At 72.9% G+C, this 12,207-nt stretch carries 8 protein-coding genes; 5 read left to right on the top strand and 3 right to left on the bottom strand.

Annotation, left to right across the window (positions count from 1 at the left end):
• Positions 1 to 101: 101 nt before the first annotated feature.
• From ACFP1Z_RS03620 to ACFP1Z_RS03610, 3 genes are all read right to left on the bottom strand, one after another.
• Positions 102 to 2,588 carry an MFS transporter gene (locus tag ACFP1Z_RS03620; protein WP_390314318.1) on the bottom strand — a complete coding sequence of 829 codons (2,487 nt, stop codon included), beginning with the start codon at positions 2,586 to 2,588 and terminating at the stop codon, positions 102 to 104.
• 284 nt (positions 2,589 to 2,872) lie between these two features.
• Positions 2,873 to 3,319 (bottom strand): SRPBCC family protein, encoded by a 447-nt coding sequence (locus ACFP1Z_RS03615; RefSeq protein ID WP_390314317.1) that lies wholly within the window; start codon positions 3,317 to 3,319, stop codon positions 2,873 to 2,875.
• Positions 3,320 to 3,484: 165 nt separating this feature from the next.
• Positions 3,485 to 4,099 (bottom strand): HEAT repeat domain-containing protein, encoded by a 615-nt coding sequence (locus ACFP1Z_RS03610; protein WP_390314315.1) that lies wholly within the window; start codon positions 4,097 to 4,099, stop codon positions 3,485 to 3,487.
• Positions 4,100 to 4,501: 402 nt separating this feature from the next.
• Between ACFP1Z_RS03610 and ACFP1Z_RS03605 the strand changes: the two genes are divergently transcribed.
• The 5 genes from ACFP1Z_RS03605 to ACFP1Z_RS03585 all read left to right on the top strand — a co-directional run bounded on the left by ACFP1Z_RS03605 (position 4,502) and on the right by ACFP1Z_RS03585 (position 12,206).
• Complete coding sequence (locus tag ACFP1Z_RS03605; RefSeq protein ID WP_390314314.1) at positions 4,502 to 6,391, top strand: 3-hydroxyacyl-CoA dehydrogenase family protein; 1,890 nt, start codon at positions 4,502 to 4,504, stop codon at positions 6,389 to 6,391.
• Positions 6,392 to 6,476: 85 nt separating this feature from the next.
• A complete protein-coding gene (locus tag ACFP1Z_RS03600; protein ID WP_390314313.1) occupies positions 6,477 to 7,406 on the top strand; it encodes a TetR family transcriptional regulator in 930 nt (309 codons plus the stop codon).
• Positions 7,407 to 7,846: 440 nt separating this feature from the next.
• The gene (gene ccrA, locus ACFP1Z_RS03595; RefSeq protein ID WP_390314312.1) at positions 7,847 to 9,223 is read left to right on the top strand and encodes a crotonyl-CoA carboxylase/reductase; all 1,377 of its coding nucleotides are present in this window, start codon (positions 7,847 to 7,849) and stop codon (positions 9,221 to 9,223) included.
• Positions 9,220 to 11,232 carry a protein meaA gene (locus ACFP1Z_RS03590; protein ID WP_390314310.1) on the top strand — a complete coding sequence of 671 codons (2,013 nt, stop codon included), beginning with the start codon at positions 9,220 to 9,222 and terminating at the stop codon, positions 11,230 to 11,232. The genes ccrA and ACFP1Z_RS03590 overlap by 4 nt, the downstream gene beginning before the upstream one ends.
• Positions 11,229 to 12,206, top strand: coding sequence for an HpcH/HpaI aldolase/citrate lyase family protein (locus ACFP1Z_RS03585; protein WP_390314309.1), 978 nt, complete (start codon positions 11,229 to 11,231; stop codon positions 12,204 to 12,206). The genes ACFP1Z_RS03590 and ACFP1Z_RS03585 overlap by 4 nt, the downstream gene beginning before the upstream one ends.
• The last annotated feature ends 1 nt before the right edge of the window (position 12,207 follow it).

Here is a 12,207-nt window from a genome sequence, read left to right as displayed (position 1 = left end):
ATTTCGCGTGCCGTGGCGTGCGCCCCGGTGCATCCGGGGGACGGGCCGCGCGTCGGGTGCGACGTTCCCGCGGATGCCCGGGCGGGCCGCCGGCGGAGCGCTCACGGTTCCTCGGGCCGGTCGGCGTGGCCGAGTTGGAGGTCGCGTTCGGTGCGGCCGCCGCCGGCGACCCGCAGGACGGTGGCCACCGGCGGGTAGCCGGCGGCGATGACGGTGTACTCGCCGGCGGACAGGTCGATGAAGCGGAAGGCGCCGTCGGCTCCGGTGGTCACGGAGTCCACGACGCTGCCGGCGGCGTCCAGGAGCGTGACCCGGGCGTCCTCGACGGGCCGTCCGCCGCCGCCCCGGACGATGCCGCGCAGCACGGCGCCGCCCGCGAGCTCGATGTCCTGGCGGGTCTCGCGCGAGGAGTGCACGGACACAGGCAGGGCGGCGGGCCGGAAGCCGGGGGCGCTGGAGGCCAGGGTGTACTCGCCGGCGACCAGTTCGCCGATGACGTAGCCGCCCTCGCGTCCGGTGCGGGTGGAGGCGACGACCTCGCCGTGCACGTCGGTGAGGGTCACCAGGGCGTCGCGGACGGGGTTGCCGTCGGCGGTGAGGACGGAGCCGGCCAGGCGTCCGGCGCCGCCGAGGACGACGTCGAGTTCGACGGGCCGTTCGCCGACGGTGACGGTGACCGCCTGGGGCTGGTGGCCCCCGGCGGCGGCGATGAGGACGTAGGAGCCGGTGCCGGGGGTGCTCAGCGCGTACCGGCCGCCCTCGTCGCTGGCGCCGCGTCCGATCTGGGTGCCGCGTACGTCGATGAGGGTGAGGGCGGCGTGCGGGACGGTGGAGCCGTCGTGGTGGTGGACGGTGCCGGTGACGGGGACGCCGGCCAGGACGGGAGTGGCGGTGTCGGGGGGTGCGGGGCGCGCGGACGGGATCACGGGGGCCTCGGAGGCGTTGTGGGACACCAGCGGTTTCTCTTTCAGCAGGAAGGCGAGTAAAAAGCCCAGGGCGAGCACCGGCACGAGGTAGAGGAAGATCCGTGGCATGGCGTCGGCGTAGGCCCGCTCGTACGCCTCGCGCAGGGCCTCGGGCAGGGCGCGCAGCAGCCGCGGGGTGAGGGAGTCGGGGCGCGGCGGGCCGTCCGCCGCGGGGAGTTCGCGGGCGAGGCCGGTGGTGAGCCGGTGGGCGAGGAGGGTGCCGTAGACGGCGGCGCCGAGGCAACCGCCGAGCTGCCGGAAGTAGTTGTTGGCGCTGGTGGCCGTGGAGAGCTCGGCGGGGTGGACGGAGTTCTGCACGGCGAGGACGAGGACGGGCAGGGTGAGTCCGATGCCGAGTCCGAGGACGGCCGTCCACAGGCCGGTGAGCGCGCGGGGGGTGTCGGTGTCGAGCCGGGAGAGCAGGCAGGTGCCGGTCGTGGCGAGGGCGCCGCCGGCGATGGGGAAGATCTTGTACCGGCCGGTGCGGCTGACGAGTTGGCCGGTGACGACGGACGCGAGGACGACGGCCCCCATCATGGGGAGCATGAGCAGCCCGCAGGTGGTGGCGTCGGCGCCGCCGGCCATCTGCAGGTAGGTCGGCAGATAGCTCGCGGCGGCGGACAGGCCCGCGCCGACGGTGGTGCCGATGAGCGCGCTGACGGCGAAGACCGGGTCGCGCAGGAGGTACGGGGGGATGACGGGGTCGGTGACGACGTGCTCGACGGCGACGAACAGCAGGGCCGTACCGAGGGCTCCCGCCGCGAGTCCCACGATCAGGTGCGAGCGCCAGGGGTGGACGGTGCCGCCCCAACTCACCAGCAGAATCAGGCAGATCGAGAACGCCATCAGCAGTGCCGCGCCGAACGTGTCGAAGTGGCCGTGGGGTTCGGGGCGCGTGCGGCGCAGTCCGAGGGCGACGACGGCGAACGCGAGGGCGCCGAGGGGGAGGTTGAGGGTGAAGCACCAGCGCCAGGTGGCGTGGTCGGTGAGGTAGCCGCCGAGGAGGGGGCCGGCGACGGAGGCGATGCCGAAGACGGCGCCGACGGCACCGAGGTAGCGGCCGCGCTGCCGCGCGGGCACGATGTCGGCGATGATCGCCTGGACGCCGATGACGAGCCCGCCGCCGCCCACGCCCTGGAGGGCGCGGTGGGCGATGAGCTGGTCCATGGTGTGGGCGCGGGAGGCGAGGGCCGAGCCGAGGACGAACACGCCGATCGCGAAGAGGAAGACGGGCTTGCGGCCGAGCCGGTCGCCGAGTTTGCCGAGGACGGGGAGCACGGTGGCGGAGGCGAGCAGATAGGCCGTCACGGCCCAGGACATCCGCGGCAGTCCGTGGAGTTCACCGGCGATGCGGGGCAGGGCGGTGGCGATGACGGTCTGGTCGAGCGCGCCCAGCAGCAGGGCGAGCAGCAGGCCGGTGAAGACGCAGCGGACCCGGGCCGGGGAGAGGGGGACCTGCTCGGGGTCCGCGTCCTCGTGGCGCTCGTCGCCGGGGACGGTCTCCTCCTCGCCGGGGCCGTCCGGCCACGGCTCACCCGACTCCCCTGTCCCCGGGGCCGGTTCGGGCAGGTGTGACGGCCCGTCGCCCCGGTCCAGGATGGCATCGAGTGTGCTGCCGCCCACGTACCCGCTCCCCTCATCTCACCTGCGTCGCCGCCCATTTCTGTCATTACGCGACAACGGCGGGCAACCGGGGCATTCGCCGGGGAGCGCGCCCCTTGTGGCTTTCGTGCCGGTCGGAGGCGTACGGGGGCCCGGAGCGGCACCCGGGAATCCACCCGAACCGGTGAAGCCCGGACCGTTTGCCGGTCCGGGCTTCGCTCGATCTGTACCGCCGGTACCGCTGCGCGCGGGGCGGGCGCCCGTCTCCGGGCGGTTGCGTGGGAGCGGTCTGCGACAGGGCGGGGTCAGCTCTTCTCGACCTCGGCGGCGAGGCGTGCGAGCACGGTGTCGTAGATGCGGCCGAGGCCCTTGGGCGCGAAGGTCCGCTCGAAGAAACCGCCGATGCCGCCGGCGCCGTTCCACACGGTGCTGACGACGGCCCTGGCCCGGCCCTCGCCGGCGGGGGTGACGGTCCACGTGGTCACCATGGAGGAGTTGCGGTCCTTCTCCACCAGCTGTCCGGTGGTGGGCTCGGTGACGTCGAGCAGACAGTCGCGCACGCGCTTGCTGGTGGCCTGCAGCTTCCAGTGCACCACCGTGCCCTCGCCGTCGCCGCCCTCGCGCACCTCGTACCCGCTGAAGTGCTCGGGCAGCAGCTTGGCGCGCGTGCCGGTGTAGTCCGCCAGCGCGTCGAACACCTCCTCCGGGTCCGCCGCGATGATCCGCTCCGTCGTGGCCTCGACCTGGCCCATGGCTTGTCCTCCCGGACGTCGTGCTTGGCTGAATCTGCCGTCCACCAGCCAACCACCAAGCCCGCACCGGCCCAAATCCACGACACCCCGTCACCGCCCCCTCGACACCGCTTCGACACCCCTGCGACCGGTGTCCGGCAAACCTCCCGAGTGGGGACAAAGAAGTCAGGACAAGCGGGCCAGGGCCGCCCCCGCGGCGGCCCGCAGGCGCTCGTGGTGGCGGGCGGCGACGAGGGCGTCCTCGGCGCGGCGGTCGCCGAGCCGGCCCAGGCCCTCGACGCAGGCGCGCGCGATCGGCCAGCAGTGGTCCGGCGCGACGAGCAGCCGCTCCAGGGTCGCCACCAGGGCCGGTACGGACTCGGGGGCGCGCAGTTCGGTCAGCAGCCGGACCGGGTGCAGGGCGTAGGCGGTGCGCAGGGGGTTGGTGGCGAGGGCGGCCGCGGCGCGCGCGGTGCGCGGGTCCTTCAGCCGGGCGAGGACGAAGGCGGCGGTGGCGCAGCGCACGGGTTCACGGTAGTTCAGGAGGAGGACGAGGGTTTCGAAGGCGCGGCGGTCGCCCTCGGCCCCGAGGACGAAGGCGGCTATCTCCCGGGCCCACAGGGGCTGTTCGGGGGCGACGAGTATCTGGGCGAGGGTGTCGCGCCGCTCGGCCAGGGTGACGCGGTCGGTGACGCGGACGAGCGCGAGCAGCTTCTCGAAGGCCGTGAACTCGGCGGGGGTGACCAGCTCGGCCCGCACCCGCTTGAGCAACGCGCGGAATTCTTCTTCCGTTTGATCCATTTGCCCGCTCTCCTCCCCGAGTGGCCCGGACCACATCGTAAGTCGCGTTGTCGCCCCCTGGCGCTCTTGGTTACCCGTGAGTTAATCTCCCGGCAAGAGCGGCATCCCGCTCGGGCGGCCTGGTGACGCAGCCGCCCTCGTGCTCCGGTTCGCGTGGTCCATCGTGGTCCTCTCCGCTCCCCGGGGCACCGGTTCGTCGGTTCGGCACGTCGAGTGCCGGGTACGGAACGGCCCCGGGACAGGGCCGGTCCGGTGGCAACTCCTTTTCCGTGGGCGCTTCTTACCCGTACCCGGAAAACCCGCGGTCGTCGCGGCCCGTCAGCCCGGGTCCGTACGCCGTGGGCCACCGCAACCGACCGACGACTCCCCGCCGCGCCGGGGAGCATCCTCTGGAGTCTCGCGATGGACCGTCCGCGCAGCAATGGCCTCGGCCACCCGTACAGCCCCGGCCCCTCCCCCGCGCCCGCCGGCCCGGCGGCCGCCCCGCTCGCCGGCACCGGTGCTCCGGCCGCGGCGATCAGGACCGTCGCCGTGGTCGGCCTCGGCACGATGGGCACCGGCATCGCCGATGTGCTGGTCCGCTCCGGCCGCGAGGTCATCGGCATCGACGTCGACGACGCCGCGGCCGCGCACGCCGTGCGCGCCCTGGAGGCGTCCACCGCCCGCGCGGTGCGCCGCGAGCGGATCACCGAGGCCGAACGGCGGGCGGCGCTGGCCCGCTTCCGTGTCTTCGACGAGCTGTCGGCCGCCGCCGACGCCGATCTGGTGATCGAGGTCGTGCCGGAGGACTACGCGCTCAAGCACCAGGTGTTCACCGCCCTCGATACGGTCGTCCGCCCCGGGGCGATCCTGGCGACCGGCACCAACGCGCTGTCGGTGACCCGGCTCGCCGCCGACTCGGCCCGCCCCGAACGCGTGCTGGGCCTGCACTTCTTCAACCCGGCCCCGGCGATGCGGCTCGTCGAGGTGGTCTCCAGCGTGCTCACGGCACCGGCGGCGGTCACGGCCGTCACGACCCTCGCGCGCGAGCTGGGCAAGGAGCCGGTGGCGGTCGGCGACCGGCCCGGATTCGTCGCCGACGGGCTACTGTTCGGCTATCTCAACCAGGCGGCGGCGATGTACGAGTCGCGCTACGCGACGCGCGAGGACATCGACGCCGCGATGCGGCTGGGCTGCGGGCTGCCGATGGGCCCGCTCGCCCTGCTCGACCTGATCGGCGTCGACACCGCCCGTACGGTCCTGGAGGCGATGTACGCGGCCTCGCACGACCGGCTGCACGCGCCCGCGCCGATCCTGGGCCAGCTCGCCGAGGCCGGGCTGACGGGCCGCAAGGCCGGCCGGGGCTTCTACACCTACGAGGCCCCCGACTCGGCCCGCGTCGTGCCCGACGGGCAGACGGACGGCGGGGGTTCGCGCGGGGCCGCCGCAGGTGCGCGCGAGGTGCGCGGGGTGGGCGTCGTCGGCTCGGGCACGATGGCGGCGGGCATCGCGGAGGTCTTCGCGAAGGCCGGGTATCCGGTGGTGCTCGCCGCGCGTTCGGCGGCGAAGGCCGAGGCGGCGCTGGCCCGGATCGACCAGTCGCTGGCCCGCTCGGTGGCCAAGGGCCGGCTGACCCCCGCCGAGCGCGGGACGGCGCTCGCGGCGATCACCCCGGCGGACACCCTCGACGCGCTCGCCGAAGCGGACCTGGTCGTCGAGGCGGTCGCCGAGGAACTCGCCGTCAAGCAGGAGCTGTTCGCCGCCCTGGACAAGGTCTGCCGGCCGGGAGCGGTGCTCGCCACCACGACCTCGTCGCTGTCCGTCGTGGCCTGCGCGCGGGCCACCTCCCGGCCGCGGGACGTCATCGGCATGCACTTCTTCAACCCGGCGCCCGCGATGAAGCTGGTGGAGGTGGTGCGTACGGTCCTCACCGCCGACGACACGCACGCGACAGCCCGCGCGGTGTGCGCCCGGATCCGCAAGCACCCGGTGGACTGCGGCGACCGGGCCGGGTTCATCGTCAACGCGCTGCTGTTCCCGTATCTGAACAACGCGGTCAAGATGGTGCAGGAGCACTACGCGACGCTCGACGACATCGACGCCGCGATGAAGCTCGGCGGCGGCTATCCGATGGGCCCCTTCGAACTCCTCGACGTCGTGGGCCTCGACGTCTCCCTCGCCATCGAGAAGGTGCTGCACCGCGCGTTCCGCGACCCGGGCCTCGCGCCCGCCCCGCTGCTGGAGCACCTGGTGGCCGCGGGCTGCCTGGGCCGCAAGACGGGCCGCGGCTTCCGCGAGTATGCGAAGGCCTGAGTCCGACGCGAGCTGGGGCGGACTGCTGTCGCCGGAGGGCCGTCCGCCCCGGCACACGCACTCGGAGGCGTGTTACGTTCCCCACATGCCCCAGCCCGCCAAGGCCGCCCGCGTCCCGCGCCCGGCCGCCGCACCGCCCTCCGGCCCGACCGGTTCCTCCGACTCCGCCAAGTCCTCCGCCGCGTCCGGGGGTTCGGCCTCCGCCGCCCCGGCCGGCCGGTCCGCCGCGGGCCCCGAGGGCGCGGGCGGCCGCCGTGCCGCCGCCCAGCGCCTGACCATGCGCCGCCGGCTGGCGGCCGCCGCGATGGAGCTGTTCGCGACGAAGGGCTACGAGGCGACGACCGTCGACGAGATCGCGGCCGCGGCCGGGGTGGCCCGCCGCACCTTCTTCCGCCACTTCCGCTCCAAGGAGGAGGCGATCTTCCCCGACCACGACGACACGCTCGTACGGGCCCAGGGGGTGCTGGACGCGGCGCCCGCGCACGAGCACCCGCTCGACACCGTCTGCCGGGGCATCAAGGAGGTCATGCGGATGTACGCGGCCTCCCCCGCGGTCTCCGTCGAGCGCTACCGGCTCACGCGCGAGGTGCCCGCGCTGCGCGAGCGCGAGATCGCCTCGGTGGCCCGCTACGAGCGGCTGTTCACCCGCTATCTGCTGGGCCACTTCGACGAGACCGACCATCACGTGGGCGCCGACGACCCGTTGCTCGCCGAGGTCGCGGCCTCGGCGGTGGTCACGGCGCACAACCACGTCCTGCGCCGCTGGCTGCGCGGCGGCGGCGAGGGCGATGTGGAGGCCCAGCTGGACCACGCCTTCGCCATCGTGCGGGAGACCTTCGGCGCGGGCGTCGGGGCGGGGCGGGCCGCCGCCCTGTCCCGGCCGGGCGGGCCGCCGGCCTCGGTACGGGCCGGGGACGAGGTCCTGGTCGCGGTCGCGCGGACGGACGCGCCGCTCGGCGAGGTCATGCGGGCGATCGAGAAGGTGCTCAAGCGGGAGCGTGATCAGGACAACTGACCGCGTCCGCAGACCATTTGGCACTGCGTGCCCCCAGCGGCCGCCTCCGGCGTCGGAGGCGGCCTTTGCTGTCTTTTGCCGCCCTCCGCTGTCCTTCTGACGCCCCGGCAGGCGCCCCGAAGGGCGCTCAAACGTGTCGCTCCGATGACATCTGAGAGAAATTGTTGGCACGCAGTGTCTTGCCGCCTGGCACGCGGTGCCATACCTTGTGCGTGTCCGGGCGGCCGGCGCGCTGACCCAGCTGTCGTGCGCCGGCTGTCCCCACAAGCACCTTGTGCGCCCGGACGCCTGCGTCACACAGGCAACTCGGCGCCCACCGGCGCCGCTTGAGCTCCACCTGCCGAACCGACGGCACCACCCCGTACGCGATCCGCACCGCCGTAGCTCCACCCCCGACGTTCCCTCAAGCGTTCCGCACGCGCTTCGCCGGAGGCCCCACCGTGAACCAGATACGCGACGCGATCCTGGCGTCCGACACCAAGGGCGAGGACTTCGCCGCCCTGCCCGTCCCCGAGTCGTACCGCGCGGTCACCGTGCACAAGGACGAGGCCGGGATGTTCGCCGGCCTGCCCAGCCGGGAGAAGGACCCGCGCAAGTCACTGCACGTCGAGGAGGTGGCGACCCCCGAACTCGGCCCCGGCGAAGCCCTGGTGGCCGTCATGGCCAGCTCGGTGAACTACAACTCGGTCTGGACATCGATCTTCGAGCCGATGCCGACCTTCGGGTTCCTGGAGCGCTACGGCCGGCTGTCCCCCCTCGCGGCCCGGCACGACCTGCCCTACCACGTCATCGGTTCCGACCTCGCCGGTGTCGTCCTGCGCACCGGCCCGGGCGTGAACGCCTGGCACCCCGGCGACAAGGTCGTCGCCCACTGCCTGTCCGTCGAACTGGAGTCCCCCGACGGGCACGACGACACCATGCTCGACCCCGAGCAGCGCATCTGGGGCTTCGAGACCAACTTCGGCGGTCTGGCCGAGCTCGCGCTGGTGAAGGCCAATCAGCTGATGCCCAAGCCCGCGCACCTGACGTGGGAGGAGGCCGCCTGCCCGGGCCTGGTGAACTCCACCGCCTACCGGCAGTTGGTCTCCCGCAACGGTGCCGGGATGAAGCAGGGCGACAACGTCCTGATCTGGGGTGCGAGCGGCGGACTCGGCTCGTACGCGACACAGTTCGCGCTCGCCGGCGGCGCCAACCCCGTCTGTGTGGTCTCCTCCCCGCAGAAGGCCGAGATCTGCCGCCGCATGGGCGCCGAGGCCGTGATCGACCGCAGTGCCGAGAACTACCGGTTCTGGAAGGACGAGCACACCCAGGACCCGCGCGAGTGGAAGCGCTTCGGCTCCCGCATCCGCGAACTGACCGGCGGCGAGGACCCCGACATCGTCTTCGAGCACCCGGGCCGGGAGACCTTCGGCGCCTCCGTCTACGTCGCCCGCCGGGGCGGCACCATCGTCACCTGCGCCTCCACCAGCGGCTACCAGCACCAGTTCGACAACCGCTACCTGTGGATGTCCCTCAAGCGCATCATCGGCTCCCACTTCGCCAACTACCGCGAGGCGTGGGAGGCCAACCGGCTGATCGCCAAGGGCAGGATCCACCCGACGCTGTCGCGGACCTACCCCCTGGAGGCGGCCGGACAGGCCGCCCACGACGTCCACCGCAACCTCCACCACGGCAAGGTGGGCGTGCTCGCGCTGGCCCCACGGGAAGGACTGGGCGTGACCGACCCTCAGTTGAGGGAGCGTCATCTGCCGGCCATCAACCTCTTCCGCGACGCCCCGGCGGAGCCGGCCCGCCGGGACAGCAGGACCGCGGCATGAGCGAGCGTCACAAGGACCGCCCCTGGCTCATGCGGACGTACGCGGGCCACTCGACGGCCGAGGCGTCCAACGCGCTGTACCGGCGCAACCTCGCCAAGGGCCAGACAGGGCTCTCGGTCGCCTTCGACCTGCCGACGCAGACGGGCTACGACCCCGACCACGTCCTGGCCCGCGGCGAGGTGGGGCGGGTCGGGGTGCCGGTGGCCCATCTCGGGGACATGCGGCGGCTGTTCGAGGGGATTCCGCTGGAGCGGATGAACACCTCGATGACCATCAACGCCACCGCGATGTGGCTGCTGGCGATGTATCAGGTCGTCGCGGAGGAACAGGGCGCGGACATCACCGAGTTGTCGGGGACGACGCAGAACGACATCGTCAAGGAGTACCTCTCGCGCGGGACGCACGTCTTCCCGCCGGGCCCGTCGCTGCGGCTGACCACCGACATGATCACCTATGCGGTGAACGCGATCCCGAAGTGGAACCCGATCAACATCTGCAGCTACCACCTCCAGGAGGCGGGGGCCACCCCGGTTCAGGAGATCTCCTACGCGATGGCCACGGCGATCGCCGTGCTCGACGCGGTGTTCGCCTCCGGCCGGATCCCCGAGGAGCGCAGGGGCGCCGTCGTCGCCCGTATCTCCTTCTTCGTCAACGCGGGCGTCCGGTTCGTCGAGGAGATGTGCAAGCTGCGGGCGTTCGGCCGGATCTGGGACCGGATCACCCGCGAGCGCTACGGCGTCGAGGACCCCAGGCAGCGCCGCTTCCGCTACGGCGTCCAGGTCAACTCCCTGGGTCTGACGGAGGCTCAGCCGGAGAACAACGTCCAGCGCATCGTGCTGGAGATGCTGGCCGTCACCCTCTCCAAGGACGCCCGCGCCCGGGCCGTTCAACTTCCCGCCTGGAACGAGGCGTTGGGGCTGCCGCGTCCGTGGGACCAGCAGTGGTCGCTGCGCATCCAGCAGGTGCTCGCGCACGAGAGCGACCTGCTGGAGTACGAGGACATCTTCGCCGGCTCGCACGTGATCGAGGCCAAGGTGGACGCCCTGGTGGCCGACTGCCTCACGGAGATCGCGCGCATCGAGGACATGGGCGGGGTGATGGCGGCCGTCGAGTCCGGCTATCTGAAGTCGCGGCTGGTCGCCTCGCACGCCGAGCGCCGGGCCCGGATCGAGTCCGGCGAGGAGCGGATCGTCGGCGTCAACTGCTACGAGGCCACCGAGCCCAGCCCGCTGACCGCCGATCTGGACACGGCCATCATGACCGTCGACCCGGCCGACGAGGCGCGCGTGGTGGCCGCGCTGCACTCCTGGCGCGACAACCGCGACGAGGTCCGCGCCCAGGAGGCGCTCTCGCAGCTGAAGAAGACGGCGGCCGGCTCGCAGAACCTGATGCCGGCCACGCTGGAGTGCGTACGGGCCGGGGTGACCACCGGCGAGTGGGCGTGGGCGCTGCGCGACGTCTTCGGCGAGTACCGCGCGCCCACCGGGGTGAGCGGGGCGCCCGTCGCGGTCGCCGCGGAGCCCGGCGGGCCGCTCGCCTCGGTCCGCGCGAAGGCGGCCCGTACCGCGGCCGAGCTCGGCTGCGGCAAGCTGCGGCTGCTGGTCGGCAAGCCGGGCCTGGACGGGCACTCCAACGGCGCCGAGCAGATCGCCGTACGGGCGCGCGACGCGGGCCTGGAGGTGGTCTACCAGGGCATCCGGCTGACCCCGGAGGAGATCGTGGCGGCCGCCGTCGCCGAGGACGTGCACTGCGTGGGCCTGTCGATCCTCTCCGGCTCGCACACGGCGCTGGTGCCGGACGTGCTCGCGCGGCTGCGGGACGCCGGGGCGGGCGAACTGCCCGTGATCGTCGGCGGCATCATCCCGTCCGCCGACGCCGCCGCCCTGCGCTCGGCGGGCGTCGCGGCCGTCTTCACCCCCAAGGACTTCGGTATCACGGAGATCATCGGCCGTATCGTCGACGAGATCCGCAAGGCGAACCACCTCGACCCTCTGGAGGTCCCCGTATGACCGGCACCCCTGCCGCCGCCGTCAACCGCCTGCGCCCGCGCCGCTCGTGCCTCGCGGTGCCCGGCAGCAACCCGCGCTTCCTGGAGAAGGCCCAGGGCCTGCCCGCCGACCAGGTCTTCCTGGACCTGGAGGACGCGTGCGCGCCGCTGCTCAAGGAGAAGGCCCGGCACACGGTGGTCGACGCGCTCAACAACGGTGACTGGAGCGGCAAGACCACCGTGGTGCGGGTCAACGACTGGACGACGCACTGGACCTACCGGGACGTGATCACGGTCGTGGAGGGCGCGGGCCCGAACCTGGACTGCGTCATGCTGCCCAAGGTGCAGGACGCCCAGCAGGTCGCCGCCCTGGACCTGCTGCTGACGCAGATCGAGCGGACGATGGGCTTCGAGGTCGGCCGGATCGGCATCGAGGCGCAGATCGAGAACGCCAAGGGCCTGGTGAACGTGGACGCCATCGCCGCGGCCTCGCCCCGGCTGGAGACGATCGTCTTCGGGCCGGCCGACTTCATGGCGTCCATCAACATGAAGTCCCTCGTCGTCGGCGAACAGCCGCCCGGCTACGGCGCGGACGCCTACCACTACATCCTGATGCGGATCCTGATGGCGGCGCGCGCCCACGACCTGCAGGCCATCGACGGCCCGTACCTCCAGGTCCGCAACCCCGACGGCTACCGGGAGGTCGCGCGGCGCTCGGCGGCGCTCGGCTTCGACGGCAAGTGGGTCCTGCACCCCGACCAGGTGGCGCTGGCCAACGAGATCTTCTCGCCCTCGCAGGAGGACTACGACCGCGCCGAGCTGATCCTCGACGCCTACGACTACTGCACGTCCGAGGCGGGCGGGATGAAGGGCTCGGCGATGCTCGGCGACGAGATGATCGACGAGGCGAGCCGCAAGATGGCGCTGGTGGTGGCCGGCAAGGGGCGGGCGGCGGGCATGACCCGTACGTCGAAGTTCGAGATTCCGGAGGCGTGAG

Origin of the sequence: Streptomyces gamaensis (assembly GCF_042656465.1) — a bacterium.
Lineage (GTDB): Bacteria > Actinomycetota > Actinomycetes > Streptomycetales > Streptomycetaceae > Streptomyces > Streptomyces gamaensis.
Note: the sequence above shows the minus strand (reverse complement) of the source record. Positions and strands in the feature narration are given on the sequence as shown.